The sequence below is a fragment of the Methanothermobacter crinale genome (assembly GCF_055397825.1).
Genome location: NZ_AP042450.1, coordinates 363,781 through 382,761 on the forward strand (window position 1 = coordinate 363,781; position 18,981 = coordinate 382,761).

At 38.8% G+C, this 18,981-nt stretch carries 18 protein-coding genes; 5 read left to right on the top strand and 13 right to left on the bottom strand.

All coding sequences use genetic code 11. The features are described from left to right. Positions 1-8 precede the first annotated feature (8 nt). Complete coding sequence (locus tag ACZ5XX_RS02220; RefSeq protein ID WP_464585184.1) at positions 9-500, bottom strand: hypothetical protein; 492 nt, start codon at positions 498-500, stop codon at positions 9-11. Positions 501-724: 224 nt separating this feature from the next. Here ACZ5XX_RS02220 and ACZ5XX_RS02225 point away from each other — a divergent pair, with 224 nt between their 5' ends. After that, positions 725-2,137, top strand: a complete 1,413-nt coding sequence (locus tag ACZ5XX_RS02225; RefSeq protein WP_464585186.1) for a DNA-directed DNA polymerase II small subunit — start codon at positions 725-727, stop codon at positions 2,135-2,137. 13 nt (positions 2,138-2,150) lie between these two features. Next, positions 2,151-2,708 (top strand): class II aldolase/adducin family protein, encoded by a 558-nt coding sequence (locus ACZ5XX_RS02230; protein ID WP_464585188.1) that lies wholly within the window; start codon positions 2,151-2,153, stop codon positions 2,706-2,708. 18 nt (positions 2,709-2,726) lie between these two features. On the opposite strand, the gene ACZ5XX_RS02235 is transcribed toward ACZ5XX_RS02230, so the two are convergent. From ACZ5XX_RS02235 to ACZ5XX_RS02245, 3 genes are all read right to left on the bottom strand, one after another. Further along, the gene (locus ACZ5XX_RS02235; protein WP_464585190.1) at positions 2,727-2,975 is read right to left on the bottom strand and encodes a UPF0147 family protein; all 249 of its coding nucleotides are present in this window, start codon (positions 2,973-2,975) and stop codon (positions 2,727-2,729) included. Between the two features lie 77 nt (positions 2,976-3,052). Next, positions 3,053-3,988, bottom strand: coding sequence for a cobalt-precorrin 5A hydrolase (locus ACZ5XX_RS02240; RefSeq protein ID WP_464585191.1), 936 nt, complete (start codon positions 3,986-3,988; stop codon positions 3,053-3,055). Between the two features lie 56 nt (positions 3,989-4,044). After that, positions 4,045-4,926 carry a cobalamin biosynthesis protein gene (locus ACZ5XX_RS02245; protein ID WP_464585193.1) on the bottom strand — a complete coding sequence of 294 codons (882 nt, stop codon included), beginning with the start codon at positions 4,924-4,926 and terminating at the stop codon, positions 4,045-4,047. 85 nt (positions 4,927-5,011) lie between these two features. Here ACZ5XX_RS02245 and ACZ5XX_RS02250 point away from each other — a divergent pair, with 85 nt between their 5' ends. Continuing rightward, on the top strand, positions 5,012-5,491 hold the full coding sequence (locus tag ACZ5XX_RS02250; protein ID WP_464585195.1) for a DUF2299 domain-containing protein: 480 nt from the start codon (positions 5,012-5,014) through the stop codon (positions 5,489-5,491). Between the two features lie 809 nt (positions 5,492-6,300). On the opposite strand, the gene ACZ5XX_RS02255 is transcribed toward ACZ5XX_RS02250, so the two are convergent. Then, positions 6,301-6,435 carry a hypothetical protein gene (locus ACZ5XX_RS02255; protein ID WP_464585197.1) on the bottom strand — a complete coding sequence of 45 codons (135 nt, stop codon included), beginning with the start codon at positions 6,433-6,435 and terminating at the stop codon, positions 6,301-6,303. A gap of 1,162 nt (positions 6,436-7,597) precedes the next feature. On the opposite strand from ACZ5XX_RS02255, the gene ACZ5XX_RS02260 reads away from it, so the two are divergent. Continuing rightward, positions 7,598-8,743, top strand: a complete 1,146-nt coding sequence (locus ACZ5XX_RS02260; protein ID WP_464585198.1) for an orc1/cdc6 family replication initiation protein — start codon at positions 7,598-7,600, stop codon at positions 8,741-8,743. Position 8,744: 1 nt separating this feature from the next. Here the strand turns inward: ACZ5XX_RS02260 and pyrB are convergent, their stop codons facing one another. The 8 genes from pyrB to ACZ5XX_RS02300 are packed head-to-tail and all read right to left on the bottom strand — an operon-like array spanning position 8,745 to position 17,770. After that, positions 8,745-9,659 (bottom strand): aspartate carbamoyltransferase, encoded by a 915-nt coding sequence (gene pyrB / locus ACZ5XX_RS02265; RefSeq protein ID WP_464585200.1) that lies wholly within the window; start codon positions 9,657-9,659, stop codon positions 8,745-8,747. Between the two features lie 9 nt (positions 9,660-9,668). After that, a complete protein-coding gene (locus ACZ5XX_RS02270; RefSeq protein WP_464585202.1) occupies positions 9,669-10,400 on the bottom strand; it encodes a tRNA (adenine-N1)-methyltransferase in 732 nt (243 codons plus the stop codon). A gap of 4 nt (positions 10,401-10,404) precedes the next feature. Continuing rightward, positions 10,405-12,609 (bottom strand): DEAD/DEAH box helicase, encoded by a 2,205-nt coding sequence (locus ACZ5XX_RS02275; RefSeq protein WP_464585204.1) that lies wholly within the window; start codon positions 12,607-12,609, stop codon positions 10,405-10,407. Positions 12,610-12,668: 59 nt separating this feature from the next. Then, positions 12,669-13,850, bottom strand: a complete 1,182-nt coding sequence (locus ACZ5XX_RS02280; protein ID WP_464585207.1) for an aconitase X — start codon at positions 13,848-13,850, stop codon at positions 12,669-12,671. Position 13,851: 1 nt separating this feature from the next. Beyond that, positions 13,852-15,183, bottom strand: coding sequence for a DHHA1 domain-containing protein (locus ACZ5XX_RS02285; protein ID WP_464585210.1), 1,332 nt, complete (start codon positions 15,181-15,183; stop codon positions 13,852-13,854). After that, positions 15,173-15,574 carry a 30S ribosomal protein S15 gene (locus ACZ5XX_RS02290; protein ID WP_464585212.1) on the bottom strand — a complete coding sequence of 134 codons (402 nt, stop codon included), beginning with the start codon at positions 15,572-15,574 and terminating at the stop codon, positions 15,173-15,175. The genes ACZ5XX_RS02285 and ACZ5XX_RS02290 overlap by 11 nt, the downstream gene beginning before the upstream one ends. Then, positions 15,571-16,131 (bottom strand): XTP/dITP diphosphatase, encoded by a 561-nt coding sequence (locus tag ACZ5XX_RS02295; protein ID WP_464585214.1) that lies wholly within the window; start codon positions 16,129-16,131, stop codon positions 15,571-15,573. Before ACZ5XX_RS02295 ends, ACZ5XX_RS02290 begins: the two co-directional genes overlap by 4 nt. A gap of 19 nt (positions 16,132-16,150) precedes the next feature. Then, positions 16,151-17,770 (bottom strand): bifunctional N(6)-L-threonylcarbamoyladenine synthase/serine/threonine protein kinase, encoded by a 1,620-nt coding sequence (locus tag ACZ5XX_RS02300; RefSeq protein ID WP_464585216.1) that lies wholly within the window; start codon positions 17,768-17,770, stop codon positions 16,151-16,153. Between the two features lie 77 nt (positions 17,771-17,847). Between ACZ5XX_RS02300 and cobT the strand changes: the two genes are divergently transcribed. Next, positions 17,848-18,918: a nicotinate mononucleotide-dependent phosphoribosyltransferase CobT gene (cobT, locus tag ACZ5XX_RS02305; protein WP_464586153.1), complete on the top strand. Its 1,071-nt coding sequence runs from the start codon at positions 17,848-17,850 to the stop codon at positions 18,916-18,918. Positions 18,919-18,981 lie beyond the last annotated feature (63 nt).

The window sequence follows — 18,981 nt, forward strand, 5'->3', positions numbered from 1 at the left end:
GTTTCACCCTAATAAATGCGGATAACAGAAAGTATTTTTATTGTCCCTACATCTACTTTGATTTTGTCATCTTCAACTGTTGCGACTGCTGTTGCTGTTATCATGAATTGTGCTGTTGGTCTTATGACTATTTGACCGGTAGATTCTGTTATGTTCTCTCTATAGGCGACTGCTGTGATGTTAACATTAACGCGCCCCTTTTCAAGGTCTTCGAAAGTTGTTGCATTGAGAGTTTCTAATTCGACACCATCTACTTGAGCTTTTTTTTGGAGTGTTTCAGCCACTTCCATCTTATTAGTAATGTTAACAGTTTCTGGTTTGGGGCCTATTATCTCTTTACCTATTTTCAGATAGGATGATAGTATCTCTAATTGGGTGTCTATTAATTTTTTCACATTAGGTGGCTGAGAAGTAACTAAGGTATATGAACTTATAACACCAGCTTCGAAGAATACCATGAATAGTATGAGGAATAAGAAGAATTTAAGTATCCTTGACATTAAAATCACCCTTTAAGTTTTTTTTACACTAAAACCGTTAAAACTGTGGGCTTCTAAGATTTTCCCTTTTTTTGATATAAAATTTATGCTTTCTAAAATCTGTGTTGTGTGTGGGGTAACTAATTTATCATAGTTTTTATCATATGTTATTGATAGTGATATAATAAGAAAGTTTCGACTACATATGATAAAATTGTCAAAGATTGGTTACTATGAGCCGAGATATGCTTTTGAGACTTGCGGAGGATGGTTTCCTTGTACAACCTGAAGCTTATGAAAGAATGAAATTATTAGAGGAGGAAACCGTCCTTAACATTATCGAAAATTTAAAGAGCCAAAGGAAAGATGGTGAACTTTTAATTATAACACCAGAAGTTCTTGACACGGATTCTAGCAGGCCAGGAGGTGATTTAAAAGCCGGAAAGTTTAATGAATTTAAGGTAATTATGGATACTAGTACGAAATCTTATACTACTGGCGAAATAAAGGATATGGGGGACTATTTTAATAGTAGATATAATAAATTAAAGGAAATATTCATGGGAAGAGGCGAATTCAGGGATCCGATGCCTATTTCAAACGTTTCACCGCATCATGATGTTATAACCATAATTGGGATGGTTCGAGAGATTAGAGACACAAAAAATAATCATAAAATAGTAGAAATAGAGGATGAAACCGGAGAAATAAGCTTCATAGTCCATAAAGAAAACCGTAGATTATTCAAGGAGGCTAACAGACTCGTTAAAGATGAGGTCATAGGGGTTAAGGGGAGTTTGAAGGGTAGGTTCGTAATACCATCAGAGATAATCCATCCCGGCTTGCCTAGGATAGAGGAAAAACCCATGGACTTCTCCACTGTTTTCATCTCAGACACCCATATAGGAAGCTCCACATTCTTGGAAGAATCATTCAAAAAGTTTATAAAATGGTTAAACTGTGAAATTGGAACCAGAGAACATGTGAAAATAGCAGAAGATGTTAAATATCTTATCATAGCCGGCGACATCGTTGATGGTATAGGAGTATACCCAAACCAGGAAAAAGAACTCATAATAAAAGATGTGAATGAACAATATGAGGAAGCCGCAAGATTAATAGGCGAGATAAGAGATGATATAAAGATAATAATAGCTCCCGGCAACCACGACGCCTCTAGGATAGCCGAACCACAACCAGCCATACCAAAAGAATACGCAAAACCATTATACCAGCTGAAAAACACAGAATTTGTAAGTAACCCATCAATCGTGAGCTTAGACGGTGTCAAAGTACTCATATATCATGGTAGAAGCTTTGATGACATGGCCATGACCGTCAACCATTTATCACATGAAAAATCACACCTTATAATGGCCGAACTTTTAGAAAAGAGGCACCTAGCCCCAATCTATGGGGAGAGAACACCACTAGCTTATGAAGTTGAAGACCATCTCGTCATAGACGAAATACCACATATTTTCCATGCAGGACACGTCCATATCAACGCTTACAAAAAATACAAGGGAATCCACCTCATAAATTCAGGGACATTCCAGTCACAGACAGAATTCCAGAAGATCTACAATATAGTTCCAACCTGCGGCCAAGTACCGGTATTACATAAAGGAGATATAAAAGTATTAGAATTCAACTAATTGGGGGTATAACTTGGGAGAAAGCATAAAAGGGCTGGTTAAAGCAGCCCATTACATGTACAGTAGCGGTCTTGTATCAGGGAGCGCGGGTAACATCAGCATGCGTTTAAGTAGAGATGAGATAGCCATAACTCCTACAGGTGTTCCCCTTTCCCTTGTGACAGAGGAAAATGTGGCTATTGTAGGGATGGATGGGAGCAGATTAATAGGGGGAAACCCCTCATCTGAAGTATACCTCCATCTTGGGATCTATAAGATAAGAAAGGATATAAAAGGTATAGTACATACGCATTCACCTTATGCAACTGCCTTTGCTTTCTCAGATAAAAAATTGAAAGGATTTGAAGGCTTCAATGGAGATTTCATTGATGAAGTGGCATATTATAAGCCTGGTAGCTTGGAATTGGCCAGAGAATGCGTCAAAAAGATAGAGAAGGGTAAGGTTTTAATCTTAAAAGATCATGGTATTGTCTGTTGCGGTTCAGATCTTCAAGAAGCAGTTCAACTTGCAGAGTTTATAGAAGAAAGTGCCAAGATACAATTCCTAGCCTATATACTTAACAAAATTTGAATTAGATGGATGTCAAGTTCATATCGATTCAAGTTCGCTTAGGATTTCCCATATTAGCGTTCTTGCATGTATAGGGATGTTAGGATCATTACTAATCTCATCGAGTATTGATATAACAGTACTCGCCCGGATGGTTACATCTTCTTCCTCATTTTGTAATATTTCATTAGATTCCTCCGCGGCCCTTCTAATATTTCTTGGGACGCTAGTATCTTCCATTATGCTTTTTAAGATCTTGGAAACCCTCTCAAAAGTCTTGTTACTCATGTTAAAATCCTCCATTTCTTTTAAAATAAAACTTTAATAATACTTTTCTTGGTTGGTTTTATTTTGTTGCACACTCTTTAAAAAACTTTTTCTCGGGATACAGCCACTGCTATTGCAATACCGTCATAAGTTGTTTTTTTTAGAATGAGCCGTGCCCCTTTCCCTGCAACATGAAGTGCAGCGGCTTCACAGACACTCCCCACGCCAAACTTACCCTCCACAAAACTAGACCTTGAAGGTGTATCCTCCAATTTCAAATCGTCCAATTTCACAAATTCTAATGGTATTTTCAAGATTCTTGAAGCATTTATTATACCCTTTTCTCCTTTTTTCATCTCTCCTGTTGCAATAACATCCAATCTTTCAAGTGGAAGATCCAAGAATGATAGGGTCCTTTTTAAACTTTCTATTATTTTTTCTTCATTTACACCTTTTTTTGTACCTATACCTGCAACGAGTCTGCAAGGTTTTATTTGGATTTCATCATTATCTAAAATTGCTTTAATGATTTTATCTTCACCTTTTATTATCATGTAACTCTTCTTGAAAATAGGATCATCGGACAGATATTCTAGGCTCTCAGAAGACTCTATCATTATCTTTTCACCGTTTAGTAACGCCCTGTTAAATTTAACTATCTTGTCTGTGTTTTCTATTTTCCAATAGTATTTTTTTGCAAGTGCATCTATACCTATATAACCATGGACATCTGTAGATGTGGTGATAACTGGCCGTGCACCTGTTAAACTTGCTATTTTTAATGTTAAATCATTCGCACCCCCTAAATGTCCGGAGATCAAACTTATAACATGCTTTCCCGCATCATCCATCACAATAATTGCAGGGTCTTGCCTTTTATCCGATAAAAACTCGCAGATACTCCTTACCATTATACCAGTGGCCATTATACCAATAATCGCATCATAATCATTAAATATCCTACTGAGAGTTTTTTTAACATTTTTATGGAAAATATCAACTTTTAATATTCTTGGATCTTGTGAAAGTTTCATTTTAAGTCGTTTTGAAATTCTTAACCCTTTTTTGGTTACGGATAACAATGCTATTTTCAGATTAACACCCCCAAGATTATGATGGGTAATATGAACAATAAAACAGTGACATATGATAACTTTAATGCATCAGCAATGGCTGATGTTTTTGGTTCATTGTTTTCATCCCCTATGATGTATACGCCTGGTTTTTCCAATCTGATCTCAAGGGCTCCAGCCGCGGCGGCCATGGGATACCCAGAATTGGGGCTGGGAGTTAATTTACTGTCGCGTAACATGGTCATCAAGCTTTTTCTCCAATCCATTCTTAGTATGAAAGCCGCGGCCACTATAAGGAGTCCTGTTATCCTCGCAGGTATATAATTTAGGAGATCATCTGCCTTCGCAGGGAACCATCCAATAGAACGATTTTGCTCGTCTTTGTAGCCCACCATCGCATCTAATGTATTAATAACCCGGTATCCCATCGCCCCAGGTAGTCCAAGTATCATGAAAAATATCATAGGAGATATTATAGAATCCGTTATGTTCTCTGTTAAGCTCTCTATTACCGCTGATGTGAGCTGGTACTTGTCAAGTTTAGATGTGTCCCTACTTACCAGGTTCGAAATATGTAAACGGGCTTTTACAATGTCACTTTCGAGTTCATTTTTTGCTTTTATTATTGATTGGAAGAGAAATTTGATGGAAAATGTAATAGAAAACAAAAAAGATGATAATAAGATTTTTAATAGCCATGGTAAAAGGTTGAGGAATAAAACCGGAATAATAAAAGCTATGATGATAATTGAAGTTAATATTACCCCTGAGATTTTCTTTTTTCCAAGTTTGTCCTTCAATTTTTCAATCATTCTACCCATCCATACCACTGGATGGAGATAAACTGGTGGTTCGCCTACTATAATATCTATCAAAATTCCGATTATGAATATGTCCAATAGTATAAGCTCCCCTCCCTTGAGAAAATTTTCCTTACCTATCTCAATTATATATATACTATGACAATATTTAGGAAAAGAGAAGGTGATAACTTTGGAGGATAAAATAAAACAATGGCTCATTGAAGAAGATCTCCTAGGGCAGATAGTAGATGATGAAAATGCCAATTTCCATTTCATTGTAAATTACCCAGAGGACCATGTAATAGATGTCATACAACCAAAAGGTAAAGAGGATTTAATATTAATTGCATGTGCAACAAGTGTAGGCCCTGAACATTTATCAAAGATCCGGGAATTGAGTGAATCTAAGAGGGAAGAGTTTCTTTGGCAGGTTAGATTTTCTCTGAACAAATTTCTCGTTGACTTCCAATTAGAACATCCAAGAAACATCCTAGAAAGTTACCTTGTAACCGATGAGATTTACAATGACGCATTAACCAAAGACAGATTAATATCAACTATCAAAAAGGTATTTAAAGCCAAATTGCATGTTTTATGGCTCATACAGAAAAGATTCGGAGAAAAAAAAGACGAAATGCATGAAGACACCATGTATGTATAAACCAGAGAGAGAGGTGCATTTCAACTGTAAAATTGGGAAGGCACCCTCCATGAAATGAGAGAGAGGTGCATTTCAACTGTAAAATTATTGAAGGTAAAGATTTACACTTGAAATGTATCTGACTGTGGTGAACTATAAGCCTCTAGCCCTCCGCTAATTTTTTGACTTCATCAGGGAGGTTTTTGGGATTTTCCATATTTCCAATAAAGTTCTCCCTATTTTGAAAGCTTGTGTCGAATCTATTCTACCCTTTACATCTGATGCTCCAGATTATTAGACATGAAAGACATCAGTATGCCAGTAAAAAATCAACTTCACCATTAAAAGGTGGTTGAATATAGTGATAATATATGATTTTTCTATGATTTCTACAAGCTAGAAAGATTTTCAATCTTGTCTATAAAATTTTGGGCTTTGTAAACGTGTTTGGTTTTTTTTCAGATAAGTGTTTTACATAATTTTTTTTATTGCTTTTCTGCTCCCGTTATAATCCTATCGTTGAATATTTCAATTGATATTATGGCTTCAGTGATGAGATTGTGTTTTGACTCGCTCAAAAAGATCCATCATTTTAAGGTCGTATTTACTTTTTTTCCGGTTTTGGTTATTACTATGTTCTCGTTGTCTATAATTCCTCGTTTATGATTTTGTGTGTTTCCATATCGTCAGATTCTTCCGATGCTAAGTAAACTAGTTTATATTTCCTAACTTGGTATAGTATCTCTCATAGTCATGCCTATGTCCGCGTGACACTTTATGGGCAAGTATAATCTGTTTTTCTTATGTTTATTGCTATCTATTTTTTGTAATTACTCCATCTTTTCTGTGTTGCTTCTGGATTCTGTATGTGTATTAGAGATTTGCATGGTTACTAGAACTTCTTTTCCCTTAACAGTCTGATCATCTAATGATCTGAAACCTTGAGGATTCCAATTTTGCGCCATAATTTGGGCAAGTCCAGTTAACCATCCCTCCCAATATTTTGATTCTTCAGTAATTACCATTCTGAGTATTCCCTAATGTGAAGTCATATATCCACAGCAGCTACCTTTCTTTGCAATTACTAGTGGAAATCCTCACTAGCCTGAAATCAGGCGCTGGTAATTTATAAATGAAAGCATGTCTAATTTTTACTTGCAGTTTACTTGTCCAGGTCACATTCTAATATTCTTGGTAGTTTCTATTTGCAGTTGCTTGCAAAACTTCTGTGTAGGTGGGTGATGGATATTAAATTTATACCTCAAAAAAATATTTCGGGAGGAACTAGCTCTATAGAGTGAGGTTTGGGGAGTAGGAATTTAGCAGTGGAGAAGGATAGATGGCACAATACAAACCCTCCCCAATTGCTTGTATAATGATTTCAGGCTTGAGTGTATGGAATTCCAGTATAGGATTTAGGAGAATTTATCTTTAAGTGGATTAGATACCCTGACTAGGATATGGATCGCCTCATTTATGTCGGATATTAGCCTATTCAATTGAAAATAATTTTTTTACTAACTTTTAATGCGTTTTAGGCTTATTCTTGCAAAAATCTGGCATTGAATCCGTGATTAGGGTATGTAGATTTATAATTTTTCTATTTTTCATTTACTTCAGTAGCAGGCTCTAAAAGTAGATTGTCATCTTTTCAAATTTTTTTCTCTGTACTACTCATTCAGTTTTGAATTTTATGTTATATTTTTTTTCCAAATGAAGCGTTGGAGTGTGTCAATTTTTTAAAAAATGGCTTTAATTATATAATTTAGATTTTTTTAGTGGGTGTTATAGCTTCTTGGGGGATTTTAGGGATTGGATTCGTTCTGACCATGTAAGACCTCTCTTTTTTCATGATTTTTTGGTAATGTTACACTTGAAATGGATCCCTCTCTCTATTGTGGGGGTGTGGTCTTGTAATGTTACACTTGAAATGGATCCCTCTCTCTATTGTAATATTTTATGGCATGTTTTTAATAAAAAGTTTTATGTAATATATTGATGAAAAGTTACACTTGCAACATAACTATAATTTCATGTGTTTTAGATGCAAGTGGGGGTGCGGTATTACATCATCTAATTTTATAAGTGGAATCTCAGGGACTTTAAAATTTTACTAGAAGTGGTATCATGAATGTGTTTGACGAATTAGATGGTAAGAAGTCAGTCTTTAGGGATAAGAGGTTTTTGGATCATAGGTTTTTACCAGATAAGTTACCTCATCGTGAAGAACAGATAAGGGCCATAGCTAAGTATTGGGTGGAGGCGCTTAAGGGTGTTACACCACCGGATATTACAATCTATGGGAAGACAGGAACTGGTAAAACTGCTGTGGCTAAATTTGCCATGAAACAGCTTAATGAGGCCTCTAAGGATTCTAATGTTAATGTAAGAACAGAATATATACGTTGTACAGATTACACTACAGAGTATCAGGTTCTGGCAAGATTGTGTCAACAGTTTGGAAAGGATGTTCCTTATCGTGGATGGACAAAGGCAGAAGTTATAAACACTTTCAGGAGCCTCTTTAAAAAGAATGTTTTTGGACAAGACCTCATACTCATTGTGGTGCTTGATGAAATAGATATTCTGCTTAAAAAGGATGGAGATGGCCTTTTATATACTTTGACACGTACGGATAATGTCTCAATACTTTCAATTAGTAATTATGTAGATTTTAAAAAATTCATAAAACCAAGAGTAAGGAGCAGTTTAAGGGATCGTGAGATCGTTTTCCCACCATATGCCGCGTCACAATTAGTTGATATACTTAATGAGCGTTCAAAATTATCATTCAATGATGGAGTGCTCGAAGACGATGTTATACCATTATGCGCTGCTTTAGCTGCTAAGGAGGAGGGTGATGCTCGTTATGCCCTTGACCTTTTAAGAACTGCAGGGGAAATAGCGGATGAGCAGGGCTCTGATGTTGTTAAAGGAGAGTTTGTGAGGGAAGCAAAGGATTATATTGAACATAACAAGGTCACTGATATTATCATGACACTTCCAAGTCAACAGCAAAGAGTATTGGAAGCCATACTTTATCTCACTAAACAGGATGAAGAGATAACATCAGGCAAGCTTTATGAAGTTTACAAGAAGATATCACAAGGGGATTCCGTCTCCTATAGGCGAATATTTGATTTCGTTAACGAATTAGAATTGCTAGGACTCATATCTACTAATACTGTCTCAAAGGGTAGGGGAAAGGGTAGAACCAATATTATAAAGTTGCAATGTGATACATCAGTCCTTGAGAACGCCCTTTGGATGTGATCTATTTTATAAGCGCTTTTAGGAGGGCCATTCTCACTGGAACGCCATAGAATGCTTGTTGGAAATATTTACACTGTGGCAGGGCATCCACATTAACTGATATTTCATCTACGCGGGGGAGTGGATGCATTACTATAACATCTCTCCCATTTAGCATTTTGGCATCTATTCGATATGCACCTTTGATCTTGGAATATTCCTCCGGATCCGGGAACCTTTCTTTCTGTATCCTTGTCACGTAGAGTACATCAATATCATCTATGACATCTGAAATCTTAGTAGTTTCATGGACAGATATTCTTTGTTCTTTGAGGTCATGGATGATGTCACGTGGCATTTTAAGTTCTTTTGGGGATACGAATACCATGTCCACGTTGAACATGGCAAGTGCATATGCAAGGGAGTGGACTGTTCTACCATATTTAAGGTCGCCTATTAAGGCTACTTTTAGGCCCTCTATATTCTCAAATATTCTTTTCATGGTGTAAAGGTCGAGGAGTGTTTGTGTTGGGTGTTGGCCTGCTCCGTCACCGGCATTTATAACCGGTATATCTATGATGTCTGAGATGTAGCGGGCTGCTCCTTCTGCATTATGTCTTATTACGATTGCATCGGCATAACATGCAACCACCCTTGCAGCGTCTGCTAGTGTTTCTCCTTTAGTGGCTGAACTTTCAGCGACTTCTGAAAAGCCTATTACGCTTCCACCTAATCTTTTCATGGATGCTTCGAATGATAGTCTTGTCCTGGTTGAGGGTTCGTAGAACATCATACCTAGTATTTTACCTGACAGTATCTTTGAGGTTTTTTGGGAGCGGGCGATGGGCTCCATTTTTTCTGCTTCTTTTAATATGAATTTGATGTCTTTTTTTGTGAAATCTTTTATTGATATGACGTTTTCCAATTGGAAGCCCAATTTGATCACCTATATTTTTCGGGTGAATGTTAGGTAACCGGTGTGTCCGATCATCCTTGTGCGGGGTCTTGTACCTTTCTTTTTTATTTCGATTTCTCTTGTAATAACTTCTATAGTTTTTATCTCTTTAAATTTGCATTCTTTGGCCTTTTTGTGGATGATTTTAACAGGTTCTATGTACGGATTGTAGAATACAAGCCATCCTCCATCCTTAAGAGCATTTTTAGCGTCTTCTATGATCTCCCAGGATCGTGGGAGGTCAAAGAATATGAGATCTAGGTTTTTTTCTTTTATGCCCTTTTTTATATCTTTATTTTTGAGGATTATGTTTTTCATCCCAAAATCTTTGATATTCTTTTTTGCTAATTTTGCGAAATCTTCTCTTATCTCATAAGTATAGACTTTGCCTGTGTCCCCCACTATGTTTGCGAGGGTTAGTGCAACACTCCCTGTACCTGTACCTGCATCTAATACCTTTTGACCGCTTCCAAGGCCAGTATATGAGATAACTATCCCGATGTCCTTGGGGAGGATAATAGATGATCTTCTTTCCATTAATTCTATGAAATCATTGACATTGGCTTCTATTACTTTGAATTTTTTTCCGAGGTGCGTTTTCAGTTCATCCCCTGGGAGACTCCTTTCTATTTTTTCTTTTTTTATTATTCCTAAGTCTGTTTGGAAGTCTCCCTTGCTTGGGGGTATGTATTTTTTACCCCTTTCATCTATTAAAATTTTCAACTCATCACCCTTCGAATTCGGAGTCTAAGACCTTGCGAATTTCCCGTGCTATCTTTTCACCTATACCCTCTACTTTTTTCAATTCTTTTTCAGAGGCGTTTACCAAGCTTTTTATTGTTTTGAAGTGTTTGAGTAGTTTCCTCGCGTTCACGGAACCTATATGTGGTAGTGATTCTACAATGAATAATTGTCTTTCTTTTAGAGTTAATGGTTTTTTCTCGGTTCTGATCTGTATCTCCGCTTTTTCTTTTGATTGTTCTCGGACTGCTATCCTTTTTATCATGGCAGCAGTATCTTCTGGCGATCTTGTTGGGATTATAGGTATCCCAAAGTCCACTGCGATGGACGCTATAGCCCCTCTTATGGCGTTTGGGTTGATGAAGGTTGTGTAAAGATCCTCCCCTTCTAGTATCATGATAGGTTTTTTAAATTCTCTTACAAGTTCTCTGGCTTGTTTGTAGAGTCTTTTGTCTATGAGTGAATTTATGAAATCGTTTGTTGTTTTTCTTTCTATGGCAACTTCTTCGCTGATTTGGTAGTCTGCAACCGCCATTGATTTTATGATTACTTTGATGTCCATTCTAGTTAATTCTCTTAAAACTCGTGAATTGACTTCTCTAGAATCGGCATAGACAATATATTTGCTCTTTGGGGTTTTTTTGTGTTCTATAGCTCTGGATTTTATCTCTATTTCCATGTTCTTCGCTTTTTGGAGGTGTTTTTTCATTTTATTTTCTTTGCGTATACTTGACCAGTAGTATGCTTCGTCTCGGGTTTTTTCTGTTATCATCACCATCATGCGGCCCATTCTTTTTCTTCCTGTGCGGCCGCGTCTTTGTATCATTCTTATCTCTGATGGTACTGGTTCGTATAAAATTACGAGGTCGACGGATGGTATGTCCATTCCTTCTTCCGCGACACTAGTTGAGACGAGGATGCTATATTTTCCTATGCGGAATGCTTTTATGATCTCTTTTTGCTCTTTTTGTGTTAGGCCTTTGGCCCCTGTTCTGGTGCCTTGGCCGTAGAATTTGGCGGCTTTCATTTTTTCTTCTTTGCATTTTTTGTATATTTGTTCTACTGTGTCTCTAAATTGTGTGAATACGATAATTCTTTTTATGTCTTCTTTTTTAAGCTCCTTTTTAAGTATTTTCATTAGTTTGTCAAGTTTTGGGTGTTCTATTCCCCTCCTGTATGCTCTTCTTGTTTCTATCATTGCACGTGAGAAATTTGGATCTGTTATGAGGCTTTTAGCTGCTCTTGTATTCCTTTTTTGTAATCTTAGGAAGTATTGGTGTAGTGTGCTTATACCTTGTGTTTCTAGGAGTTCTATGGCGTGTTCTATATTGATGGCGGCGGCTAGTAGTGATATTCCCATGTAGTATTTTTTGGGTGGGTTTGTTGTCCTTGCGATCATGTTTTGGATTTTTTTTCTGGCCTTGAGGAGGTCCTTTTTTGTTACTGTTATTGTTGGTATGATGTGGAGGTGTTTTAGCATTTTTAGTCGGTGTTTGCGGGCTTTTTCCAGGTGTTTTTTTATATTTTTCAGGTTGCTTCCCATTTCAACCTTTATCCATTCTATTTCTATGGGGTTGAAATAGGGTGATACGTCTGGGTCGTCTTCTGTTTTTATGATGATTTCTTTTATGAAAAGATTTTCGCATACTTTTTCTATTTTTTCTTTTTCAAAGCCGGGGGATGCTGTCAGTCCCATTATGAGTGGGTTTTGGGCTTCTTGTTGGTAGCGTGATGCGAGGTATACATAAGAGTAGGAGCCTATTGCATGATGGCATTCATCAAAAACTAGGAGTGAGACGTCCTTGAGGTTATATCTTCTATTTATTATGTCAGATTCGACTGTTTGCGGTGTTGCACATATTATTTGGGATTCTTTCCAGCGTTTAGCACGTTCTGTTGGGTTGATGGCGCCTGTGATGGATGTGCATGGTACTGTTAGGAATTCGTGGAAGGTGTCTTCATGTTGTATTGTGAGTGGTTTGCTTGGTGCGAGAATTAGGATTTTTGATTTTTTATATTTTCGTAGTCTTTCAGCGGCTACTAGTGCGGCTATAATAGTCTTACCCAAGGCTGTTGGGGCCACTATCATGGAATTGCCTTTTTTGAGGACGTCTGCTGCAATTTTTTGTTGGTATAATCTTGCTTCGATTTTCTCTGGTTTTATGAGGGGATGTTCGATATATTTTACCATGGATTTTTCTATGATGTATCCGTTTATATAATGGTTTCAAACCCCCCCACAGTTAAAACTTATAATTTATAAGTTATAATTAGTTTTTTCCAATCATCAAAAACAACATCCACTCCGCACATGCCAGGAATATAATTAGCTGCTTTAGCAGAATCAACACCAACCACTTCAAAACCAAGATCCTCTATAGGAGACACAACCATACAAGTATCAGATACCATAACACCACCAGACTCTACTATAAGATCACTGTACCCCATCCGATCCGCAGCAGCCTTAAGAGCATGAGAAGTACAAACCCAAAGATCACATGAGAGCTTTCGACGACGCAAATAATGAGCCAACAGCCTAATTTCACCTAATGAACAATGTGGGCAACCAACACATATCAGATCCGGTTTATCATTAGTGGTGGAAAGCTCATCCATAGAATCTTTGAGGGACCTGCTGTCAACAGATATTTTATCCTCAAATTCACACTCAGCAGCTGGGGTTAAACCCTCCACATAATATAATGCAATAGCACCCGAAGATGCGAGCGCAGCACCCAACGATTTAAATTCATCACTTGAAGGCTGGCCATGAAACTGGAAACTTGGGACACCATCCCCCACAATTTTCCCAATATGGTATCCAAGAACACCATACTCATAACCCTTTAAGGGGTCTTCAACTTTCACAAGAATATTAGCAATCCTATTTTCATCTAAGTGATAACCATAAGCAGGCGTTCTCCCACAAATGGCAGCTGCAAGGGCGCCAGGACCGCCCTCCCTATTGGTCCTCGCCCCCAGGATAGAATTTGCATATATAACGGCTGAAGACTCCGACCAAGCAATATGGGACCCCCTTGTTGGAATGTTCCCAATAAGATATGGGGTGCAAGTACAAGTGTTCATCACATCCATCCGCATATAAGCCTCTATGATCTTAGATTGCCTATCTGCAAATTCTCTCGAAAATCCTAACTCATGCCATTTATCCAAATCCATGCCTGCGGGGTTCAGGCTACTTTGAACCTTCACCCTAGCAGAGGGGTCCTTTGAAAGTTCTTCCAAATATTCTAATCCAGCATCCCCTATGGTCTTATAAGAGACACCCGATATTTGGGCTGATGATATTTCTATCATCTTTTCAGCCCCGTAAATGTCACCAAGGGCTACTAAAATTTTCATGCTTTTTTCAACAGCCTCTCCATATTCTCCATTGTACATCTTCTCTTCTTGGGCTGTGAGATACATCCTAGCTCTCCTTTTTTTGGCTCCCGATTATGTTATCTACAAGGCGCAGGAAATTTTCAAGCTCTCTATGAGGGATCATAGCCCCCGCTGCTATGTCATGACCCCCACCCACACCCCCAAAGTTCGAAGAAGCGTCCCTGAGGGCTCTTCCAAGGTCGACACCCTTTTTAATGATCTGTGGGGTGGCCCGTGCAGAGACTTTTACTTGGTTATCCATCCTTGAAAGGGCGAGTATGGGTAGGTTTGGGTCAGATAGTTCTAGTGAGAATGATATGCTGGCTATGGTTCCCATCACGCCTTTGAGTGTTTTTTCTTTAGTGTAAATGTATTGTATGTTTTCCATTTTCTTTGGCCTTTCCCTTTTGATCCATTCAAGACCCTTAATAATATCTTCACGATACTCTCTTTGAAGGTTTAAAGCTTTTTCCAGGGATTTTTCTTCTTCGCCAAGGCATATTCCTATGGCTAGCCCATATTCTTTATTTTTGCCGCAGGCGTCTAGGAGTTTCGCGAAATCTGAAAGGTACTTTATACTTGGTGGGAGCCTTTTGTCTGTGAAGACCTCTCCAAATATTTCCGGGTTTATTTTAATCAATTCTCTTTTTAGAATGTCTTTTTCTTCAGCTGCAAGTTCTTGGAATTTTATGGCATATGATAGTCCTATTTTTTCGAGGAATTCCCTGGAGCCTTCTGTGTTGGCGGTTATCCCTGGGAGCGTGGGATTGAATGTATATGCGAGGGCTTTGTATAATGGTTCGTCGTATCTTGATGCTATCCTGAGATCTTCATGTGTTTGTACTGAACCATTTTTGATCCCTTCTTCCATTATGAAACGGTTCATGCCTATAAATTCATTATAGTATTGCATGTCACCGAAGGCGCCTACTAGGGCGAATGACGCGAGTGATTTATCCATGCCTCTAATGATTAGGTAGGCGGCTCCTGAGGCGCTGAGTTCACGGCTTCCATCAAACCCGAATAGGTGTGGATTTACATGGATTATATTAGAGTTGGTTTTGGAATCTATGGGCTGGTGGTGGTCTGCTATTATAACATTTCCATGGAGATGTGATAGTGTGGGTAAGTTGGCGCTACCCATATCACAAAAAAGGAAAACTTTATATTTTTCATTTGTTAGTTTTTTCATGAAATTATCAGTTAGTCTAGAGATGATGGAAATATGGAATTGGCCATTTCTGGTGGAAATGGCTTTACCTATCATACCAGCTGCTGAGAGACCATCTGCATCATTGTGCGATATGATGCGTATGATGTCCCCATTATCTACATGTTCTTTAAGTATTCTGCAAGCTTCATCGCCTTTATTTAACAATGAGCGCTGCTTTTTCTGGGTCATATTTCCATCCTTCTGGGAGTACACCCTTTTTCACGTAGTATTTTACTAGTCGCCTGATTTTTGATTCGACAAGTTGCAGTCCTCTTCGGCTATGAAGATCCTTTGGGTGTTCTTTTAAGTGTTCTCTGATATTAACGGCTTTTTTCATGAGGTTTATTAGATCCTCTGGGTACTCTAATTTTATGTCATGCTTTTCTAGGATCTCTGTTATCTTCATTCCTGTTATTGATTTGACGTTTGGGATCCCGTGTTGGTCCCTTAGGATTATACCTATTTTACTGGGGGGGTTTCCTTCCTTGTATAATTTTATTATTAGTTCTTCTATTTCTTCATTGGAATATTCAACCCAGTCTGGCTTTATCTTCATAGGATCACCTCTTTTTTGTACCATTTTGCGAATTTTCTGAAGGATTTGCTTCTGTGGGATATTTTATTCTTCTCTTCTCTGGTTAGTTCCCCGAAGGTTTTATTTTTCCCTTCTGGGTAGAATATGGGGTCAAATGCGAAGCCTTTATCTCCTTTTTCTTTAAATCCTATTCTGCCTTTCACCACGCCTAGAAAAGTCTCGGGTTCGGTGTCGGGTGCGCAGTACCCTACAACCGACCTGAACTCGGCGTAGCGATCATTTATGTTCTCCATTAATTTGAGGATGCCCTTGTTACCGATGGTCTTTTGTACATATGCTGAGTATGGTCCTGGGAACCATTTTAGGGCTTTTATGAATAATCCTGCATCCTCTACTATGACGGGTTCTTTGAGGAGTTCTGCAGCATACTTTGCACCATATTTTGCCACTTCTTCGAGGGTGCCTTGGAGTTCTGGGTATCCGATGTCTGCTTGTTCCACTTGTATACTGAACTCCTTGAAGATCCCTTTTGCCTCCAATATTTTATGTTTGTTGCCTGTTATAAATGTTATTTTCATCTTAGTCTACCTTTATTAGTTAGGTGTATCGTCCCCTATCTTCTATCTCTTCAATCTTTGACTTTATTTCAGTGGATGATTTCTTTTCATAGCCCCTGAGAACCTTTTTAAAGCATTCTCGCCATATATTATAATGGGTGCTCTTGAGGGCCTTTTTTAAAACTAGAAGGTCAACTCCCCTATCTTCTATTTCCTGTGAGAATCTCCCAAGGCCGAAGTCGATGAAAACGAGATTTTTATCCTTCAGGATAATATTAGAGGTTGTAAGATCCCCATGGATGATCCCATGCTCATGGAGTTTGGCGATATCCTCTCCAATACTTTCACAGATTTTTCTCCTTTCATCCGGGTCTAAATCTTCTATGATATCGTTTAATGGTTCCCCTGTGATATTCTCCATTTTAATGGAGGTTTTCTCGAGGTTTATATCGAATAAAAGGGGTGTTAGAACACCACATTTTTTCGCTTCATTAAACAATTTAGCCTCATTTCTTGTTCGAAACCTTCTAAGGTCTCGGTCAATTTCTTTTATGCGATAATCCTTTTTTATCCTTTCCTTTACTATTACATTGTAATGGAGCCAAGTTCCATTGTAAATGTTTGCCTCAGCACCTTTCGCTTTAAGGGGGGTGGGCAGTTCTAATTTTTCCTTGCTTTCTTCCATCCAAGGGATGTCAACTTGGTCTGTCCTGTAACGTTGAATGATGGTTGTATCCTTTATAGGATCTGGTCCTTTATACTTGTATGTGAGTTGGCCCAGCCATGCTATCATGGCACCGTTGTCTCCACAATATTCTGGTGGTGGCATGAAAAATTTAGCATAATGTCCTTTGCACATTTTTTCTAGCATCGTCCTTAATCTCTTGTTCACAGCCACCCCACCACAAAGTAGAACTTCTCTTTTTTTTGTATGGGCAAGAGCTCTTTCTGTGACCTCCACGAGCATTGAAAATGCTGTTTCTTGGAGACTATAACAAAGATCTTCAAGTTCTGCGCCGGCTTCGTATTTTCTAAGGGCTGCTGTGAGTAAACCTGAAAATGCTAAGTCCATCCCTTTGACGGTATATGGTAATTTGATATAATTTGAGGATTTTCCAGCTAATTCTTCGACTTTGGGGCCGCCTGGATGCCCCATTCCTACTTCACGGCTGAACTGGTCTAACATGTTCCCAACAGCTATATCAAGGGTTTCTCCGAAAACCCGGTAACGGTTTTCTTCGAATGCTATAACTTGGGTGTTCCCACCACTTACATAAAGTGAAACCGGGTCTTCGGCGCCGGTGGTAAGCCTTCCAATCTCTATGTGTCCGATACAATGGTTAACCCCTACTATAGGTATTTTTAATGTTAATGCTATTGTCCTTGCTGCTGTTGCAACGGTTCTGAGGGCAGGGCCAAGTCCAGGGCCGCGTGAAAAAGCTACCAAGCCTATATCATTGGCTTCGACCCCGGCCTCTTCAAGAGCTTCCGTGAAAAGTTCTGGTAAGTATCTAGAGTGGTGTTCGGCCGCTTCCCTTGGATGTATTCCGCCAGTGCCGGGGATTAGTGATTTTCCGACTGATGATAAGATATTGCCTTTATCGTCCACTATACCGATACCTGTTTTTTCTGCTGTTCCTTCTATGCCTAGGCATAACATCTTTGACCCCATTGTCCTTTATTATAAAGTGATTATATAGTTTGTTTAAAATAAGTTTTCACAGGGGGTTGAAAGTAATGTTCAGAGAATTGAAGGTTTATGGGTCTGAAGATTTCCTCCATGAAGTAGGGGATAAAGAACCGTTATTTTTATGCGTACTTGCAACTACAGCTACTTCACATATACCAGGTATAACAGGGGCTGGTGCTAGCCCGGACCTTACAGGGTATACTCCAGCAGCTGACGTTGAGCTGATAGTCCATGAGGCCCCGTTGTGTCTTCCTGAAATACCCAAGACTGTGGTAGAGGGAGGGTCAACACCCACTCCAGCGGTGATAACAAAAGCTTGTATAGAATTGGCTGATATACCTTTCCTTGTGGCTGACGCGGGTGCCAGGATAAAACCTAATCTGCCATATATTCATATTAATGAGAAGCCAGGGGAGGATATACGCACTGGGAAGGCTGTGGATAATCCAAGGAAAATATTTGAAAACGGTAAGCTACTTGGAGAGATGTTATCCAACCTAGCGGACCATCTTATAATAGGTGAAAGCACACCTGCGGGGACCACCACGGCACTGGGGGTTTTAACAGCCCTAGGATATGATGCAAGTTTTAAGGTGAGCGCGAGTCTCCCTGAAAACCCACATAACCTTAAAAGGGATGTGGTCATGGAGGGACTAGAAAATGCAGGTATAGGATGGGGTGAAAAGGTCGAGGATCCATTTAAGGCGGTTGAGGCTGTTGGGGATCCTATGATACCTGCCATAGCAGGCATATGCATGGGAAGCGACACGCCTATTACTTTAGCTGGTGGAACTCAGATGACAGCCATATGCGCTTTTATCAAGGCCATTGATGAAAGCTTTGATTTTTCGAGGACGCCCATTGCAACAACGATTTTCGTGGCTGAGGATGAAACATCAGATATTAATCAGATAGCGGAGCAGATAGGTGATATAACCATTTATGCTGTTGATCCGGGTTTTGAAAAGGCGGCCCATAAAGGTTTGCATGGTTATCTCACGGGATCTGTTAAGGAGGGTGTTGGTGCGGGGGGCATGCTTCTTGCAGCCCTTTTGAAGGGTGTGAGCATGGACACCATAAGAGATAGAATTGATGAACTATGCCAAAGGTTATTTTAAGATTTCTCAAGAGTTTGAAACCGTCAAATCCGATTATACTAGTTGCTTTATTATTCTATATAG

What these genes read in the sequence shown, in the direction of transcription:
- ACZ5XX_RS02220 (WP_464585184.1), bottom strand. Translation starts at nt 500, where the DNA reads ATGTCAAGGATACTTAAATTCTTCTTATTCCTCATACTATTCATGGTA.
- ACZ5XX_RS02225 (WP_464585186.1), top strand. Translation starts at nt 725, where the DNA reads ATGCTTTTGAGACTTGCGGAGGATGGTTTCCTTGTACAACCTGAAGCT.
- ACZ5XX_RS02235 (WP_464585190.1), bottom strand. Translation starts at nt 2,975, where the DNA reads ATGAGTAACAAGACTTTTGAGAGGGTTTCCAAGATCTTAAAAAGCATA.
- ACZ5XX_RS02240 (WP_464585191.1), bottom strand. Translation starts at nt 3,988, where the DNA reads ATGAAACTTTCACAAGATCCAAGAATATTAAAAGTTGATATTTTCCAT.
- ACZ5XX_RS02255 (WP_464585197.1), bottom strand. Translation starts at nt 6,435, where the DNA reads ATGGCGCAAAATTGGAATCCTCAAGGTTTCAGATCATTAGATGATCAG.
- ACZ5XX_RS02260 (WP_464585198.1), top strand. Translation starts at nt 7,598, where the DNA reads ATGAATGTGTTTGACGAATTAGATGGTAAGAAGTCAGTCTTTAGGGAT.
- ACZ5XX_RS02275 (WP_464585204.1), bottom strand. Translation starts at nt 12,609, where the DNA reads ATGGTAAAATATATCGAACATCCCCTCATAAAACCAGAGAAAATCGAA.
- ACZ5XX_RS02280 (WP_464585207.1), bottom strand. Translation starts at nt 13,850, where the DNA reads ATGTATCTCACAGCCCAAGAAGAGAAGATGTACAATGGAGAATATGGA.
- ACZ5XX_RS02290 (WP_464585212.1), bottom strand. Translation starts at nt 15,574, where the DNA reads ATGAAGATAAAGCCAGACTGGGTTGAATATTCCAATGAAGAAATAGAA.
- ACZ5XX_RS02295 (WP_464585214.1), bottom strand. Translation starts at nt 16,131, where the DNA reads ATGAAAATAACATTTATAACAGGCAACAAACATAAAATATTGGAGGCA.
- ACZ5XX_RS02300 (WP_464585216.1), bottom strand. Translation starts at nt 17,770, where the DNA reads ATGTTATGCCTAGGCATAGAAGGAACAGCAGAAAAAACAGGTATCGGT.
- cobT (WP_464586153.1), top strand. Translation starts at nt 17,848, where the DNA reads ATGTTCAGAGAATTGAAGGTTTATGGGTCTGAAGATTTCCTCCATGAA.